This window comes from Lactobacillus sp. UCMA15818 (assembly GCF_030400225.1).
Taxonomy (GTDB): Bacteria; Bacillota; Bacilli; order Lactobacillales; family Lactobacillaceae; genus Liquorilactobacillus.
This window is the reverse complement of sequence record NZ_VJYB01000010.1, coordinates 1-18158: the sequence shown is the minus strand read 5'-3', so window position 1 is coordinate 18158 and position 18158 is coordinate 1. Positions and strand designations below refer to the sequence as shown.

At 37.3% G+C, this 18158-nt stretch carries 15 protein-coding genes; 6 read left to right on the top strand and 9 right to left on the bottom strand.

What is annotated here, in order from left to right; translation table 11 throughout:
- Positions 1-114 precede the first annotated feature (114 nt).
- The 4 genes from FFX44_RS09940 to FFX44_RS09925 all read right to left on the bottom strand — a co-directional run bounded on the left by FFX44_RS09940 (position 115) and on the right by FFX44_RS09925 (position 3572).
- Positions 115-894 (bottom strand): ATP-binding cassette domain-containing protein, encoded by a 780-nt coding sequence (locus FFX44_RS09940; protein WP_289980536.1) that lies wholly within the window; start codon positions 892-894, stop codon positions 115-117.
- The gene (locus tag FFX44_RS09935) at positions 884-1786 is read right to left on the bottom strand and encodes an ABC transporter permease (protein ID WP_289980535.1); all 903 of its coding nucleotides are present in this window, start codon (positions 1784-1786) and stop codon (positions 884-886) included. Before FFX44_RS09935 ends, FFX44_RS09940 begins: the two co-directional genes overlap by 11 nt.
- Complete coding sequence (trpX, locus tag FFX44_RS09930) at positions 1783-2790, bottom strand: tryptophan ABC transporter substrate-binding protein (protein ID WP_289980532.1); 1008 nt, start codon at positions 2788-2790, stop codon at positions 1783-1785. The genes FFX44_RS09935 and trpX overlap by 4 nt, the downstream gene beginning before the upstream one ends.
- 326 nt (positions 2791-3116) lie before the next feature.
- The gene (locus tag FFX44_RS09925; RefSeq protein WP_289980530.1) at positions 3117-3572 is read right to left on the bottom strand and encodes an Rrf2 family transcriptional regulator; all 456 of its coding nucleotides are present in this window, start codon (positions 3570-3572) and stop codon (positions 3117-3119) included.
- A gap of 261 nt (positions 3573-3833) precedes the next feature.
- On the opposite strand from FFX44_RS09925, the gene yidA reads away from it, so the two are divergent.
- Complete coding sequence (yidA, locus tag FFX44_RS09920) at positions 3834-4631, top strand: sugar-phosphatase (protein ID WP_289980529.1); 798 nt, start codon at positions 3834-3836, stop codon at positions 4629-4631.
- A 191-nt stretch (positions 4632-4822) separates the two neighbouring features.
- Entirely contained in the window at positions 4823-6250 is a 1428-nt protein-coding gene (locus FFX44_RS09915) for an MFS transporter (protein ID WP_289980528.1), read from the top strand.
- 57 nt (positions 6251-6307) lie between these two features.
- Here FFX44_RS09915 and scrK read toward each other — a convergent pair whose 3' ends face one another.
- The 3 genes from scrK to FFX44_RS09900 are packed head-to-tail and all read right to left on the bottom strand — an operon-like array spanning position 6308 to position 9710.
- Positions 6308-7180: a fructokinase ScrK gene (gene scrK, locus FFX44_RS09910; protein ID WP_289980525.1), complete on the bottom strand. Its 873-nt coding sequence runs from the start codon at positions 7178-7180 to the stop codon at positions 6308-6310.
- Positions 7181-7212: 32 nt separating this feature from the next.
- The gene (locus FFX44_RS09905) at positions 7213-8205 is read right to left on the bottom strand and encodes a LacI family DNA-binding transcriptional regulator (protein WP_289980523.1); all 993 of its coding nucleotides are present in this window, start codon (positions 8203-8205) and stop codon (positions 7213-7215) included.
- 14 nt (positions 8206-8219) lie between these two features.
- Positions 8220-9710, bottom strand: coding sequence for a sucrose-6-phosphate hydrolase (locus FFX44_RS09900; protein WP_289980522.1), 1491 nt, complete (start codon positions 9708-9710; stop codon positions 8220-8222).
- Between the two features lie 205 nt (positions 9711-9915).
- On the opposite strand from FFX44_RS09900, the gene FFX44_RS09895 reads away from it, so the two are divergent.
- Positions 9916-11877 (top strand): sucrose-specific PTS transporter subunit IIBC, encoded by a 1962-nt coding sequence (locus FFX44_RS09895; RefSeq protein ID WP_289980521.1) that lies wholly within the window; start codon positions 9916-9918, stop codon positions 11875-11877.
- 167 nt (positions 11878-12044) lie between these two features.
- On the opposite strand, the gene FFX44_RS09890 is transcribed toward FFX44_RS09895, so the two are convergent.
- Together FFX44_RS09890 and FFX44_RS09885 are read right to left on the bottom strand one after the other, a co-directional pair.
- A complete protein-coding gene (locus tag FFX44_RS09890; protein ID WP_289980608.1) occupies positions 12045-12731 on the bottom strand; it encodes a glycerophosphodiester phosphodiesterase family protein in 687 nt (228 codons plus the stop codon).
- Positions 12732-12858: 127 nt separating this feature from the next.
- The gene (locus FFX44_RS09885) at positions 12859-14298 is read right to left on the bottom strand and encodes an MFS transporter (RefSeq protein WP_289980520.1); all 1440 of its coding nucleotides are present in this window, start codon (positions 14296-14298) and stop codon (positions 12859-12861) included.
- Positions 14299-14506: 208 nt separating this feature from the next.
- On the opposite strand from FFX44_RS09885, the gene FFX44_RS09880 reads away from it, so the two are divergent.
- The 3 genes from FFX44_RS09880 to FFX44_RS09870 all read left to right on the top strand — a co-directional run bounded on the left by FFX44_RS09880 (position 14507) and on the right by FFX44_RS09870 (position 17947).
- Positions 14507-17251: an HAD-IC family P-type ATPase gene (locus FFX44_RS09880; protein WP_289980518.1), complete on the top strand. Its 2745-nt coding sequence runs from the start codon at positions 14507-14509 to the stop codon at positions 17249-17251.
- A 210-nt stretch (positions 17252-17461) separates the two neighbouring features.
- Complete coding sequence (locus tag FFX44_RS09875; protein ID WP_289980515.1) at positions 17462-17668, top strand: CsbD family protein; 207 nt, start codon at positions 17462-17464, stop codon at positions 17666-17668.
- 36 nt (positions 17669-17704) lie between these two features.
- Entirely contained in the window at positions 17705-17947 is a 243-nt protein-coding gene (locus FFX44_RS09870; protein WP_289980512.1) for a GlsB/YeaQ/YmgE family stress response membrane protein, read from the top strand.
- Positions 17948-18158: the final 211 nt, after the last annotated feature.

Here is an 18158-nt window from a genome sequence, read left to right as displayed (position 1 = left end):
AGATTGATTAAACGGAAAGTTTTGACTTATAGAATATAATCATCTGATATAAATAAGGAGGTAGGGCCAATATTTTGGCCTTATCTCCTTATTTATTTAAAATTAAATTGTATACTAAGCTTCAATTAAGTCGTTAAAGAAGCTTAAGAGTCGTTCCTTGGTTAACTGTTCTTTTTCAGGGCCAGCAACATCAAAAACAACTTTACCCTTATCTAACACAATTAGGCGATTGCCGTATTTTAGCGCATCATCCAAGTGATGTGTAATCATCAAGCAAGTCAGGCGCTGCTCGGAGATGGTCTTGTTTGTTTCTTCCATTAATTGAAAGCTTGTTTTAGGATCTAATGCAGCCGTGTGTTCATCAAGTAATAGTAGTTCAGGTTTCTTGATAATGGCCATCAAAAAACTAAGTGCTTGCCTTTGACCACCAGAAAGGCTCTCGGTTGCAACATCTAGCTTGGTGTTTAATCCATTGCTCATAGAACTAGTCAATTCTTTAAAATGCGATTTGTGACTAGTTAAGTGACGAAGTGTTAAGTTGCGCGAGTTTCCTCGACGCAGGGCTAAATTCAAGTTTTCAGCAACAGTCATTCGGGGAGCTGTACCCATTTTTGGATCTTGGAAGACCCTTCCTAAGTATTGTGCTCTTTTTTCAACTGTTTCCTTTGCAATCTCTTTTCCATTTAATAGAATATGACCACTAGTTATTGCAAGATTACCGGCAATTGTATTGAAAAGTGTGGATTTACCAGCACCATTTGAACCTAAAACTGTAATGAAATCTCCAGAAAAGATATCAAGATTTAGATTACTTAAAATAATATTCTCAGAAGGAGTTCCTGAATTTACAGTTGTAACGATGTTTTTTAGAGAAAGAATGGGTTTATTTTGCATTTCTACTCCCTCCTTGAGTGAGAATCTTAGTCAATTTTAGTTTTTTACCTAATACAGGCGACATTAGGCAAAGAGCCAAGATTATTGCTGACAGTAAATTGAGATCGTTTGTACTGAAGCCAAGCTGTAACACAATCAAAATGACAAAACGGTAGATAATACTTCCTAGGGTTACAGCAATTAGTCTTTGATTAAGTGTTAACTCACCAAAGACAACTTCCCCAATAATAATTGATGCAAGGGCAATCACAATGATTCCAATTCCCATGTTAACATCTGCATAACCATTGCTTTGGGAGATTAAAGCCCCACCAAGACCGATAATTCCGTTAGAAAGCATTAGTCCCATAATGGTCATGGAGTCTGTGTTAATCCCCAGTGAACGGGCCATCGTTGGGTTGTCACCGGTTGCGATGAATGCCTGCCCCAACTCGGTCTGGAGAAAGAGCATTAATAAAATGGTGATTATCGCTACTGTGACTAAGCCAACGAAAACACTATCAAAATATTTAGGAAGTGACTCAAGAAAATGATTTGAGAAAATAGTCTGCTTCCCTAATAAAGAGATATTTGAGCCACCCATGATTCGCAGGTTGATGGACAAACACGCTGTCATTACAAGAATTCCAGCTAGCAAGATAGGAATCTTGCCTTTTGTGTATAGCAATCCGGTTAGTAATCCTGCAAGTGCGCCAGCGATAAAACCAAGAAGGCACGCGAGGAAAGGAGAAACCCCACGAGTGATTGCAGCAGTTGTTACAGCAGCACCTAGCGGGAAGGTTCCTTCAACAGTCATATCTGGAAAATTCAAGATACGGAATGTTAAAAATAAAGCAACTCCCAATATAGCCCATAAGAGACCTTGACCAATACTTGAGACAACCATACTCATTTGAAAACCTCTCCTTTGTTTTGTGCTTGTTTGACAATATCATCAGGTAACGTAATTCCTAATAACTTAGCTTCTTTTGTGTTGATTACATATTCGCCCTTAGTTACATATTCAACTGGGAAATTTTTAGTTTTTCTGCCGCGAAGAACTTGTGCAGCCATTTCGCCAGCGACTTTGCCTAATTTGTATTGACTGATTGCATATGATGCAATACCGCCATCTTTAACCATTGTGTCAGCAGCTGCAAATACGGGAATCTTGGATGTGTTTGCAACTTCAACCAAGGTTTTCATAGCCGAAGCTACCTCGTTGTCTTGCGGAGCATAAACTGCATCAACTTGTGAAACCATTTGTTCGGCAACTTGCTGCATGTCATTTGTGCCTGAAATAGTGTAGAGCTTATAGTTTATACCTTCTTTTTTACAAAGTGCAGCGAATTTTTTTGCATTATAGGTACCACCATGATCGGATGATGTGTAGATAATACCGACTGTTTTGGCATTGGGCATCACTGCCTTTAGCAATGCCAGTTGCTTCTTTAATGGTGATTCGCCTGAAGTACCAGTGATGTTAGCACCAGGATGCTTATCAGTTTTAACTAGACCAGCCCCAGATGGATTAGTTATGCCTGCAAGAATGACAGGCGTTTTGTTACCAGCGACATTAGCCAGAGCTTGTGCTGCAGGAGTGGCAATACCTGCCATTAGTGAAACTTTCTCATTTGCAAATTTAGTACTCATGGTTTTTAAGTTGCTCTGATCACCTTGTGCGTTTTGAAAGTCAATCTTAATATTTTTGCCAGGGATATAGCCGTATTCCTTTAAACCAGCTACAAAGCCCTTATGAATCTGATTGAGTGCAGGATGAGTCATTAACTGTAAGATTCCAACAGTAGGTATTTTTTTCTTCGCTGCGGCAGTATTTGACGAGTTGTTTTGTGTCATAAAAAAGGCGACTCCCAAAAATATAACTAGTGCGGCAATAAATCCATAAAGTCTTTTCATAATTAAAATCTCCCCATTTTTTATTATAAATAATGAGAGCAAATAAAAAGGGCAAACCAGCATGCTTGGTCGCCCTCGAACCAAAGCCTGCTGTGTAGACCCATGCAGACTTCAGACTTCTTCTAGAATACAAGAAAGTTAGTCGGCACAGATACAAACTGTTTGCCAGATTGTATCCGTGTAATTACGAATTACAATCCGCTATGCCGGCTTTGCCATGAACTATTCATTTTGAATAAATTAGACTTTCTCATAATCAAACTCGTCCCTTCAATAATTGTTGATGTTAGTATATTGTTAATTATCCAAAGTGTCAAGAATAATTATTAAGTTTTTGCAAAAGTGCTCTTGTTTTCTTGATGATGCTCAATATCCATCCTAACATCATCAGCAATATCTGCGATGGTTACTTTCCGCATTTTAGCTTCTGTAGTACTTTGAATTTCTAAGTAGTATTTGTTTAAAATCGTTGGGATAATATGCCCAACTTGGCACTCTTTTGAAGTATTTTGATCAACTTTTAAAAGCGGAGAATCAGGACAAGTTGCCATATATACATCAAAGATAGTAATCTTGCTTGGATCTTTTGTCAATTTAGGACAAGCAGCTCCTTGGGTTGTTTCAAGTAAGTTTGCTTTTCGCAGTTGTCCCATCATTCTGCGCGTCAAACTAGGATTAGTATTAAGACTACTTGCAATCAATTCGCTTGTGAGTTTTTGTTTATCATGCATCTCAATGTACACTAGAATATGAATCAGGTCACTTAAACGATTATTAGCCATTAGAAGGCACTCCTTTCCTCTGTTGTTACTTTAAAAGTAATATAACACAAAATATTAAAAAAATAAATAAAGAAGTTTGTTAGTTTCAAGCTGATATGTGTTAAAATTACATAGAATATAAAAAGTAACATGAAATGGGTTAATAAGGTTTAGAAAGGCTTTTGGAATTGGGAACGCTTTACAAAAAATTAATTTAAAGTTAGTCTAAAATATAAATTAAAGTGAATAAGAAATGAGGGAATTACAATTTCAATTAGATTAGTGGCAATTGACATAGATGGAACATTAGTAAACTCACAAAAGAAATTAACTGAGCGGGTCAAGCAGGCAATTACACAGGCCAAAAAAAGGAATATCAAGGTTGTGATATGTACGGGCAGACCAATCTCAGGGGTCAGAGAATTATTGAAAGAATTGGAATTGGATGATCAAGCAGAGCAATATGTAGTTTGCTTCGGTGGTGCAGTGGTTCAGACTACTTCAGGCAAGATAATCAGCTCACAGCCAATCACCTACCAAGATTATCTTAAACTTGAAAAGTTGGCCCGAAAGCTGAATTTGCACTTTCATGCAATTAGTGAGGACAGAATCTACACAGCAAATAAAGATATCGGATATTATACGGTTTATGAGAGTACATTAGTTTCACTGGGAATATCATACCGTACACCGGATGAGATGAGCCATGTCAACCTAATCAAGGCAATGTTTATTGATGATCAAGCTATTTTAGATCAGGCTTTAAGTAATTGGGAACCATTTTCAAAGATGGAAGCTAATCTTGTTTTTACTAAAAGTGCACCTTTTTATCTAGAAGCCAATGCAAAAGGAGTTAACAAGGGGAATGCTTTGTCTAAGTTAGGAACAGTTCTTGGAATAAAACCAGATGAAATCATGGCAATTGGCGACGAGCAAAATGATTTAAGTATGATTAAATTTGCAGGGTTGGGCGTTGCGATGGAGAATGCTATTCCACAGATTAAAGAGGCAGCGAGTGTAACTACTGCTGATAACGATCATGATGGAGTAGCAGAAGCAATTGAAAAATATGTTTTATAGTCACGGTTGAGAGTATCTTTAGTGGATTCTATTTTTTTCTATGTGAGATAAATATAAATAGTGTTAGAGTTGTAGCAATTTTAAGCAACTCTTTTTATTTGGTTAGCATAAGTGAAGATAACTCATTTGTATAATGAAGTTTCAAAATGAAAATTTGCTTTATTATAAAAGAGGATGATGGAGGCTTTGAAATGAAGAATGGGGACAGTAAAGCGCGGCAAAATATTTGGTTGATGATTGCAGCGGTAGGAATATTTACTTTTATGTCAACTTTAGATTCATCAATTATTAATATTGCCTTACCCGTAATCTCTAAAGATTTAGCAATTCCTATGAATAAAGCAACGTGGACTGTAGCAATTTATTTAATATTTATCTCAGGATTAGTAACTTTTTTTGGAGGCTTGGGTGATCAGATAGGGAAAATCAGGGTTTTTAAAGTTGGAACTTATGTTTTTACGATTGGTTCGCTACTTGCTGGGATTAATCTAGGTTTATGGTTTCTGCTCTTTGCACGGATTATTCAAGCGGTGGGAGCTGCGATGACAATGAGTAATAGCTTTGGGATCATTACAGGTGCGGCTCCTTTGAAGATGCGTGCGCGTGCAATGGCTTTAAATGCAATGTTTGTGTCGTTAGGTACAATTACTGGACCAGGTCTTGGCGGACTAATATTGGAACATTTTAAATGGTCGTATATTTTCTGGGTAAATGTACCTGTCGGCATTATAGCAATTATTATTGGAATAAAAGTATTACCGCAAGAAACGAAATCTGTTGCAAAGGTTACTTTTGATTACTTAGGGATTATCAGTTTGTTCTTGACAATCAGTGTCTTCTTTTTAGGAGTAAATATTGGGCAAGAGCAAGGCTTTGTAGAAGCTATCCCAATGGGAGCATTTGTCGTTTCAATCGCATTATTAGCTTATTTTATAGTTCATGAATTACACACGACCAAGCCGTTGTTAGACTTAACGATTTTTAAATCTTCGTTGTTTACGATTAGCCTGATTGCTGCCTTTCTAATATTTACAAGTAATTTTTTTATCAATGTGTTATTACCATTTTATTTTGAAAATTTAAGAGGGATTTCGTCAGGAACTGCGGGGATTTATATGATGATTTGGCCAGTAACGATGCTGATTGGAACACCAATCGCGGGCTATATCGCAGATAAATTTGACCAGGAGTATGTCACACTATTAGGACTAACAGTCTTGGTACTTTCATTTTTCGGCTGGAGGGTCGTTAATGGTGAGTCCTCTTTATTATTTGTAGGAGGTCTCTTGGTACTTGGCGGGGTAGGTATGTCGTTTTTCCAAACACCTAACAATGCTTTGATTATGACCAATGCACCTAAAGCAAAGCTAGGTGTAGCTGGAGCGATGAATGCACTGGCTAGAAATCTAGGGATGATTTCTGGGACAAGTCTTGTGACCACAATTTTGTATTTTGCTATGAGTCAAAAGATAGGCTATACAATTACTAGTTACCCAGCTCATGATGCCAGTGTTTTTGTGTATGGCATGCATATTGCTTTCACAAGTGCAACATATATTATTTCATTTACCTGGTTATTGACACTGTATCGTGTCTGGATGAGGGCAAGGAAACAATAAAGTATATAAAAACTTCCTTTGAGAGTCTTTAGTTAAAAGATCTCAAAGGAAGTTTTTTTACTTCATGGCCTTAATTGCTAATGCAAAATCACCTTGAGTTGCTGATCCATTCTTAGGGACAAGTGGTGTCACAATATAGTCATTTAGATTTGCTACGTCAATGTAGTCGTTTAATAATTCTTTGAACTGCTTTCGGACTTTTACTAGAAATTCTTCGCTTGAAACACCGCCGCCAATTATAATTTTTTGTGGTCTGAAAGTAAGTGTCGTCTGCACTGCTGCCTGTGCAATATAGTAGGCAATGATATCCCACGTTGGATCAGTCAAAGGAACCTCTTGACCGGGGACTCCCAATCGGGCTTTGAACGTCGGACCAGAAGCTAATCCCTCAAGGCAATCGCCATGATAAGGGCAAGTTCCCTTAAAGTCTAAATCCGCTGGATGACGTTTGACAAAGACGTGGCCCAATTCAGGGTGACCTTGGCTGCCAATGAACTTCCCATCAATAATAACACCGGCACCTATCCCAGTTTCCACTGTATAGTAGACCAGAGAATTAAGCTCTTCTTTTTTATTTTTATAAGCCATGTATTCTCCATAAGCAGAACCATTGACATCGGTTGTCCAAAATATTGGGATATCAAGGGCATCCTTGATTACACCAACAAAATCGGTATCTTTCCAACCAGGCTTAGGAGTAGAAGTCACATAACCGTAGTTCGCTGCGGATGGACGGATTTCAATTGGCCCAAAAGAGGCAATTCCAATTGATTTTAATTCAGGAAACTTTTTAAAAAAATCAACAGCTTTTTTTAGTGTTTCTCCGGGTTTAACGGTCGGGAAACTAATACTTTCTTTAACATTATATTCTTCATCACCAACGGCACAGACAAATTTTGTTCCGCCAGCTTCAATACTTCCTACGAGCATTAAACTAACCTCCGATAATTTTATGTTTTTATTTAGTAGCCAAATGTTGAATGACTACGGAGTAACTTTACAGGTAAAATGTACTGTGTTTGTTCAAGCTTAGAATCTGGTTCATCAATTCTTTGAAGTAGAATACTTACTAATAAAGAAGCAATATCAGAAATCGGCTGAACAATTGTCGATAATTCAGGATGATACTCTTGAATGAATGATGTTCCATCAAAACCGACAATTTTTAGTTGCTCGGGAACAGCAATATCCAATTCATTTGCGGTCTTTAGAACAAGAATCGCAGTTAGGTCATCAGAACAAACAATTCCATCTATATTGTGTTGCATCAGCAATTTCTTAATTGAAAGCAACTTTAGAGTAGGCGACTCAGCAAAGTTGATAGCGTGAACATGTGAAGTCAGCTTTAATTTTTTGATTGTCGATTGATAGCCTTGAAGCCTATAATCAGTGGGATTTCCTGCTTTTCGTGGATTCCCTAGAAAATAAATATGTCTAGCTCCAGCTTGATAAAGTTCACTAGTTGCCATTGAAGTCCCTTTGAAGTTGTCACTACTGACAATCGGGATGTTCGGGGATAGCAACCGGTCAAAAGAAACGATTGGAAGCCCGACTTTATTGTATTCATTAATGCCTAAATTATGAGTTCCTGCGATTATGCCGTCAACTTGATTAGCAATCAGCATTTTTAGGTAGTCGCGTTCTTTTTCTCTATTATCAGCACTATTGCAAAGAATTATTTTGTAGTTATTTGAGAATAATTTATTTTCAATCTGCTCAATTAGTTCTGCAAAGAAGGGATTAATGATTGAAGGAAAAATCACACCAACTAGCTGTGTTTTCTTACCATGCAGTGAACGTGCTAGTGAATTTGGTTGATAGTTAAGAGAGTCCATTGCTGCATGGACCTTATCCTTAGTTGCTTGACTAAGATATCCATAGTTATTGATTACTCTAGAAACTGTTGTAACTGAGACACCTGCTTTTTTTGCAACGTCAATTAATTTTGGACGCACGCAAAAGCCCCCTTTTAGTGGATTGTATTTGAAATCTTCCACCAATCACCATTATAAATGACTTCGCTTTCACTAGCTAGTACGATTTGCAAATCATTGTTGTTTGGGAAAATGCGCTGACTAAAAACAAGTTCTCCATCGTTTATAAAAACTTCACATGTAGAGTGATCAACAAGAATATGCAATTTAATAGGTGCGTTATTTTGTAGAGATACACGGCGTTTAGTGCCATAAGTTGTTGCAAAAGTTTGACCACAATTTTTACGATCAATTTCAAAAAATGCAGCTGAAGAAGTTGAAAAATGCAATTTTAACCCCTCTGAATCAGGCCCATTCAATAAGGATAGGGTTCCTTGCTGATTTTTGGGAAAAGATAGTTCCAACTCATACGATAACGTAGCTTTTTCCACGATTACTTTTCTTTGCCGACTGTCTAGTGACCCATGTAATACTGCATGTTCCTCACGATAATTTTTGATAGCAGCGACAGGTTCTTGATAAAGTTTATCGTCTCTGATAGTCAGCTTCTTCACCACACTCATACAATGTGCCCAGTTTTCAGAATCAGTTGGGTAATCAATTTCAGGCAATCCCAACCAACTAACTAAATAAGCATTCCCATCGGGTGTGTTGAATGCCTGACTAGCGTAGATATCAAAACCATGATCAAGCAGTTCAAGACGATGGCTACTATTGAATTTACCTTTTTCTAATTGACAAGTATCCCCGACAAGATAGGTATTTGGATAAATATTGTTGTAATTAATAATATTCTTGTTGAGACCTTGCGGACAAAAAATAAGAACTGGTTTTCCATCAATGGCAACAAGATTGGGGCATTCAATCATATATCCCATATCTTGTTGCGTGAAATTAAGATAACCTAAATCTTCCCAGGTAGTTAAATTCTTCGATTTGAAAATAGAAATCTTTCCACGTTTGGTAGCTGCGTCTTGTGCTCCAAGTAATGTGAAATAAGTATCATCTTTCTTTAAAATTTGTGGGTCCCTAAAATGATCGGTTACATGTTTTGGTTGTTCAATTAATGGGTGAGCTAACTTTGTAAGCTGATTATCTGTTGTCAAATAAGCTCCATTTTGGAATGGGTGGCGAACCCAATTCTTGTCGCGGACATTTCCTGTGTACATTAAGAACAACTGTTCATCAATGACTGTTGCGGAACCAGAATAAACACCATGCGAGTCGTGAACTGTATCTGCAGTTAGGGCAGTTCCTAAATTGCGCCAGTCAACTAAGTCATCTGAAACTAAATGGACCCATGATTTTAAACCATGAACGGGTCCAAAGGGGAAAGATTGGTAAAACAAATGCCATTGGTTATTAAAAAAGGAAAAGCCATTTGGATCGTTTAGTAATCCAGAGGTTGGTGCAATGTGATATGTTGGTCGGAAGCTTGACTTAGCTGCTTGTGCCTGCAACGTTAATAAATAATCAGCTGACCATTCACCATATTGTGAATATAAGTTTTTCCGTGTCCACTTCATAAAGATATTCCTCCTTGAAACCGTTATCTTATATGAGCTGATTTTATCGTGTTTAAGTTAATATGTCAAACGAATGCCATTTTAATCCTATATATAACAACAACAAATAAATAAAAAAAAGTTTTGTGATAAACGATTGACATATTGAAATTATTAGGTATGATAGAAGTGTAAATAAAACGTTTTCAAAAAGGAGTGTATTATCATGAATCACAAAAAAGTAGCTACAGATATTATAAAAGCTCTTAATCAAGATAATATTGTGGCAGCAGCTCATTGTGCTACACGTTTAAGACTAGTGTTAAAAGATGATGAAAAAATTGATCAAAATGCATTGGAAAATAATCCAGGAGTCAAGGGGACATTTAAAACCAATGGTCAGTTTCAAATTATTATCGGCCCAGGTGATGTAAACAATGTTTATGAAGAATTAATAAAACAGACCGGTCTTTCAGAAGCGACCACAGAAGAATTGAAAAAAGTTGTAGAAAAAGACAAAAAATTTAATCCAGTAATGGCATTCATAAAGTTATTATCTGATATTTTTGTTCCAATTATTCCAGCCTTAGTTGCCGGTGGTTTATTGATGGCCCTTAATAATATTTTAACTGCACAAGGGTTGTTTGGTGCTAAATCAATTATTCAGATGTATCCACAATTTACAGGGCTAGATGAAATTATTAATTTGATGGCAGGTGCACCATTTACTTTTATGCCAATTTTAGTGGGTGTTTCAGCTGCGAAGCGCTTCGGTGGGAATCAATATCTCGGAGCCGCAATGGGAATGATAATGTGTGCGCCATCATTAATAACTTCTGGTGATGTTGCTACAGCTTTGGCGGCGGGGAAGATGACATATTGGCATATATTCGGCTTGAATGTTGCCCAAGCAGGTTATCAAAATTCAGTAATTCCAACTTTGGCAGCGGTTTATATTTTAGCCAATCTAGAAAAATTCTTTCACAAAAAATTGCCGAGTGCCCTTGATTTTACTTTTACACCACTATTAGCAATTATTATAACTGGGTTATTGACCTTTACAGTTGTAGGTCCAGTGATGAGAACGGTCAGTGATGGTATCACAAGTGGAATTGTTTGGTTATATAACACTGGTGGTTTTGTTGGGACTGGGGTCTTTGGATTATTGTATTCCCCAATTGTTCTTACAGGATTGCATCAGAGCTTCCCAGCAATTGAGACTCAGCTTATTTCAAACATTGGAAAAACCGGTGGTGATTTTATTTTTGTAATCGCGTCAATGGCTAATGTTGCTCAAGGTGCGGCCTGTCTTGCGGTATACTTACTTTCAAAAAACCAAAAACTACGTGGCCTTGCATCTTCAGCGAGTGCATCTGCTCTTTTAGGAATTACAGAACCAGCGATGTTTGGAGTTAATTTGAAACTCAAGTTTCCATTCTTTTGTGCGATCATTGCTGCAGGAATTTCATCTGCTTTTGCAGGCTTCTTCCATGTTTTGGCACGTTCGCTTGGCTCAGCTGGCTTTATTGGGTTCTTGTCGGTTGATGTTAAGTCAATTCCAATGTATGCAGTTGGAGAATTAATTAGTTTCGCAATGGCATTTACGTTAACTTATCTATATGGAAAGAGTCATCAGCAATTAATTGATCCATTACCAGTTGCAAGCGGTACTGAACAAGTTGAGGTTGAACAAGAGGCTACTGAAGTTGCACAACGACAAATAAATCTCAAAGATGAGATTATCGTCGCTCCAGTTGCCGGAGAAGCAGAATCTTTAACTACTGTGAATGATAAGGTATTTTCAGCCAAGTTAATGGGTGATGGCGCTGCAATTATTCCAAATAATGGAGATGTTTTTGCCCCAGTTTCTGGTGAAATCACTGTTGCATATGAAACAAAACATGCATATGGAATAAAGTCGGACAATGGTGCAGAAGTCCTATTACACCTTGGAATTGATACTGTTGAGCTTAAGGGAAAGCATTTCACTTCTGAAGTTGTTCAAGGACAGCACGTAGAAAAAGGCCAGAAGTTAGGGAATTTCGATGTAGTAGCTGTCAAATCTGCTGGATATGATACAACGGTGATGGTTGTGGTGACAAATACTGTTGATTATGCAAGTGTGGATAGAATCAAGACAGAAAGGGTGACTGTTGGTGATAAGTTAGTGGCGGTTACGAGACGTTAGGAAGCATAGGTTTGTGTTTTCTGGAATCAATAGAGGACTAGATCAAAAGTTAACTTTTGATCTAGTCCTCTATTGATCACGAATAAATGCGTTTCATAAGTCAAAATTTTCCACATAATTTCGGTTTAGTCCTCAAATTTATCTGACTCCTGGCATATCCTCTTTTTTTACAACATTTTTTCTCTGATTTTAAAGGCTTTTTCAAAATTATCGGTAATGATTCCTGCTACTTGTTGATTAAATAATTTTTTGATTTTAAATGAGTCGTTCACTGTCCAAATTCTTTGGAGAATATCACCTTTTTGGTAATGGTGCAGGTGCAGCCCTGATAAACCCAATTTTTTAATAAATAGTGCAGCTTCAGGTACTTTGTGCATAGTTAACCAGCAATATAGCTGCGAAGCATCAATTTTTTTGCATCTCTTTAATGTATCCAAATTGAAAGATGAATAGATAACAGGTTTGTCCAAATTATAACCCTTAACGGTATCAAGAACGATTTTTTCAATTCCAGGATAGTTTATTTTGTCAGTTTTTAACTCAATATTCAACTGAACTGGAGAGGTACCAACTAATTCAAGTATTTCAGCTAAAGTTGGAATTGGTTCACCATTATCTAATTTGAATTCACGCAATTCTGAGAGAGAAAAGGAGCGAATTTCTCCCTTTTCACCGGTTGTTCGATCAACAGTTTCATCATGAAGCACGACAGGTATGCTGTCTTTGGTCAAATGAATATCAAATTCTAATCTATCTATGTGATGTTCAATTGCGTAGCGGAAGCCTTCAAGTGAATTCTCAGCGTATTTTGCAGGGAAGCCACGATGACCAAAAATCAAAGTTTGTTCCATTATTTTTTACCACCCTTTTAGAAGTTCAATCAAAAAGATTATTATCTAACGATTATTATAATCCGGTAGGGTAAGAAACTGTTATAAATATTGTAATTAATGTGTAAAGAATACTCCCGCAACTGTCAAATTAGTCAATGATTTTCTTATTTGGATCAAGTACGTTAGCAATAAGGATAACAATAAAAAGAAGAATCGCAATTCCAAAGACACCATGCAGTGCTTGTAAAATAATATTTTCAATACTAAGTTGATTTTCAGCCGTCTTTTTACTAGCAGAACTGATAGTGTTGTTAACTTGAGTAAGTGAAATCCCGTCAAGATTGTTTTTAATAATAATATTTAAGGCAGCTCCATATATCCCAGTCATTATAGTTGGTCCAAGCGACCTGCCCAAGGTGATTATGGCTGTTGCTGACCCAACTTGTTCCGGTGTGACCAAGTGTTGACATAGCATGATATTCATGCTGATAACGACTCCCATACCAGCACCACTAATTGCGGCAATTATATAGAATGCCCAGTCGGGGAAAGCCATACTAGCTCCCAGTAGAGGCAAATAACTTATGCATTGGATGACAACGACAACTAATATAATTTTTTTAGGGGAGAACCTTTGTAGCAAAGGGCCAACAAAAAAGGACGAAAGCAGCCACATAACAGAACTTGAAGTTACAACAAGTCCAGAGACTGTTGCTGGGACATGGTAAAGCGACTGCAACCATATAGGAAAATATATTTCGTAGCAAATCAAAATCCCACTTAACAAAGTGGCTGTAATAACTTGATTTGAGAATGTACGATTAGCAAACATTGAGATTGGAATTATTGGATCTTTTGCCCTTCTTTCTGCTAGGGAAAAGAATAGCAAACAAGCGCTTGAGATTATAAGGACGATGATTCCAAAAATAAGTTGGGTGTTTAACAGCTGAATGCCTAGCAGTAATAGCAATAAGGTAAGTGATAGAAAGAATACTCCCGCCTTATCAATGTCAGTAATTTTTTGTTTCGTATAAGTTTCGTGGTAACCAGCTGCAATTACTGCAAATACTAATACTCCCAAGGGAACATTGACGAAAAAGACCCAATGCCAGCTTAATTGATCCACGAGGAATCCCCCTAAGAGTGGACCGATAAGTGCAGACAGCCCCCACGCGGTATTAGTGAATGCCATGACTTTTGCACGTTCCTTGAACGAATAAAGATCCGCGATAATAGTGAATGTAAGTGGAATTACAGAACCAGCACCAATTCCTTGGAGACAGCGTGCGATAATTAGAAAGAAAATATTGGGAGCTAGACCGCTCAGTAAAGATCCAAGGGTAAATAGTACAATGCCAAATTGAAATAATGATTTTCTTCCCCAAATGTCTGCTAGTTTTCCATAAATAGGAGTAGTGATGGCAGTTGTTAAGAGATAAGAACTCATTATCCAACTTTGAAATGAGAGACCATGAAGCTGACTGATGATGGAAGGTAAAGCGGTGGTAACAATGGTAACTTCTACTGAAGTCATAAATGTTGCTATGAAAATAGCACATAAAATCAAGATCCGATTACTTTTTTTCAATATTCAAACGTCCTTTTTATTAGCATCAGTTAATTATTGAATATAACAAGTTTTTTTGCAATCTTAAAACTTTGAAATTTTATTTTTAGGGCACTATCCTTTATAATGAATAGTAATAATAAGTGGAGGTGATGACTATCAGAAAGGGATTACTAGGGCTTCATATACCAGATCGATAAAATACGAATAGAAAAGGATGATTTTATTAATGCAAGATGATCAACAAACACATTTAATTGAACAAGATGAGGACACAGGAGACGATGGCGCCCCCAGTCAGAAGCAAAATTGGCAGAAAAGTTCTGCACAGTTAGAGAACAGGTATCAGACGGATGCAATTACTGGATTAAGCACTGAAGCGGCAGAACAAAGATTGAAAAAATTCGGAAAAAATGAACTTGAAGTTAAGAAAAAATCTAACTGGATTCTTTTTTTCAAGCAATTTAATAACAGTATTGTCTATATTTTGGCAATAACTGCAATTGTTACACTGCTAATGCGACACTATCCAGATTCGATTGTTATCGGTTCTGTAATCATCGCGAATGCTTTTGTAGGCTTTTTTCAAGAGGTTTCTGCTGACAATGCTTTGAACAAGATTCAAGAATTGTTGGTAGCTGAGAGTTTTGTTATTCGCGATGGGCAACGTAAGCTGATGGAAGCTAAAGAAATTGTGATTGGAGACATTGTTAGTCTTGAGGCAGGAGATTCTGTTCCAGCTGATATGCGTTTGTTAACGGCTGATAACTTGAAGATACAAGAGTCGACACTAACGGGCGAAACTAATTCTGTTGATAAAATTGAAGAGGTAATTGCCAAAGAAAATGTCCCATTGGCCGAAAGAGCAAATATGGCATTTGCCGCTACAGCAGTAACAAGTGGCTCTGGTACAGGAATTGTAGTGGCAACAGGGATGCAGTCACAAATTGGTAAGATTCAGTCTGATGTAATTAAAGTCAAAAGTAAAGCAACACCACTGATGAAAAACTTGAATAGGTTGGGAATTACATTATCACTAGCTATTTTGGCAATTGCGGTATTACTCTTTTTCTTAGGAATGCATCTTGAAATCTATAGTCTGCCTACCTTGACAGTTGCGATTATTACCTTGGTTGTGGGTTCAATGCCAGAGGGGATGCCAGCGAGTGTTTCAGTAGTGTTGGCCATGGGTACTAGAAAACTAACTGGTAAAAATGCAATTGTTAAGACTTTACCGGCTGTAGAAACCCTTGGGGCTGTTGATATTGTCAATACTGATAAGACAGGAACACTTACTAAGAATGAAGAAATGACTGTAACTGACATAGTGACTCTCAATGGTGAATATACGGTGTCTGGTGTTGGTTATGATGCTTCTGGTCAAATTCTTGACACTAATAATAGAGTTGCAACTTGGGAAAATGATGATAAGTTGCGTAAGCTTATTAAGATTGCTGGACAGACGACTGATGCCTCATTTCATTTGGAAGATGGTGCTTGGGTGCTGACAGGTGAACCGACAGATGGGGCATTAACGGGACTCTATCATAAGATCACTGGGAAAGAACCAGATGTAACTGAGATTGATTCACTTCCTTTTGATTCGGAATTTAGGTATTCTGCAAGACTTGTACAAGATGAACGTCAGCGTTATTTAATGGTCAAAGGAGCTCCACAGACTTTATTAAATAAAATCAAGAAGTTTAATCCTGAGTTTGCAGGAGAACAACAATGGCTAGATAAAGTCGTAAAACTTTCTAAACAAGGAAAACGTGTGGTTGGACTGGGACTACAGAAAGTTAACGAGACTGAAGAACTTGTCAATCCGGCAAAAATAGGGGAGCAGTTTGAATTTGTTGGGATAGTTGGAATAATTGATCCTCCAAGAGAAGAAGTCAAAGCTGCTATCAGGCAACTCAGATATGCTGGCGTTAAAGTTAAGATGATTACTGGCGATGATCCTAATACTGCGTTGGCTATTGCAAATCAGCTTGATATGGGTGAGAATTTAAAAGCCGTTACGGGGCCAGAACTGGATAAGATGTCTGACCAGGAATTGATTGACAAAATCGATAAGTATACGGTATTTGCGCGAACAACTCCAAGTGATAAGTTAAAAATTGTGAAGGCACAGCAGCAAAGGAAGCACGTTGTTTCAATGACAGGGGATGGCGTAAATGATGCGCCTGCACTTAAACAAGCTGATATAGGTGTTGCAATGGGGATTAAAGGCACGGATGTGGCCAAAGGTTCAGCCGATATGGTATTGGCTGATGATAACTTTACAACTGTTCTTTCTGCTGTCAAAGAAGGACGATTAGTTTTTGACAATATTCGTAAGACAATTCGTTTCTTACTGCCTACGAGTTTCGCGGAAGGCTTAATTGTTGTTTTCAGTATCCTGTTAGATCAGACGATGCCGCTATATCCGACACAATTACTGTGGATTAACATGGTTTCAGCATTGACAATTCAATTTGCTTTTATCTTCGAACCCGCAGAAAATGGAATCATGACTAGGGGACCTAGGGACATCAGCCGTGGGATTTTGACGAAGTTTGATATTGTCGAAATTGCCTATGTCTCGATTCTGATAGCGAGTTTAGGTATGATTATGTACAATGGCATGACTGCTCTGGGAATGTCACATGTGATGGGGAGTACTATGACATTGAATATTATTATCTTTGGTAAGATATTTTACTTGTTCAATATCCGAAATAATCATCTTGTTTTTTCGAAATATTTCTTCCAAAATAAAATCGCCTTTTATATTATAGGTATATTGTTGTTGCTCCAGATGGGAATTATTTACTTACCATTTATGCAGGAAATATTCCACACTGGATCAATTAATTTCTTTTATGGCTGGGTAATCCCAAGCATAACGGGATTAATTGTACTGATAGTCACAGAATTATTGAAAATTGCAAGACTCGTGTATTCAAAAAAAGCAAGCAAATCAAAAATTTAATGAACCTTTCGACAATCTTAGGATGGTTGTACAAAGTCATATTTTGAGTGATGGAGATTTTTTTGTTGGAGAGAAATTAAAAAGATATTTGTTTTAATTTTGTGAAAGCAAAAAAATTGATTACAATATTAACCTTTGTTAGAATCTAAGTAGGGTTAAGTGTTCCGTGTAGCTTAATTACAGAGTAAATCTTTGAAGGGGGCTAAACTTATGAGTTTGAATGACAAAGTTGAAGGAACAAAGGATAAAGTTACTGGTAAGGCTAAAGAAGTTGAAGGAAAAGCGACTGGTGACAAGGCTCGCGAAGCACAAGGAAAGGCAGAAGGCCTTTTAGGTAAAGCCAAAGAAAAATTTGGCGATGCTAAGGATGCAGTTAAAGATGCTGCTGCAGATTTGAAATCAAAAATTGATAAGTAATTCTGGTAAATAGTGTTGTATTAAGGGGGAGAGGTTATGCATTGGTTATGGGTCTTAATTGTGGGTGCGATTATTGGTGCAATTGCAGGCGCAATTACTAGTAAAGGTAAATCAATGGGATGGATTAGTAATATTGTTGCAGGGTTAGTTGGTTCGTCAATTGGTGAAGCGGTACTTGGTTCTTGGGGACCGCAAGTAGCTGGAATGGCGATTATACCATCAATTATCGGAGCGGTAGTACTTGTATGGTTAGTCTCATTTATTTTGTTTAGACATTAAAGTAGTATCTTTTTATTTGAGAAGTATAAAAAATAATAGGAACCTTAGTGAGACACATAATTTCATTGAGGTTCTTTTTGTATTCGTCGTTTGTAAAATTAAGTTAGAAATAAAAAAGCCATTTGTGGTAGACTTTTGAATATCCCTAATCAAAAGAGAGGTAACCACAAATGACCTATAAACATCTTACCACACGGGAATTAACCTTCAT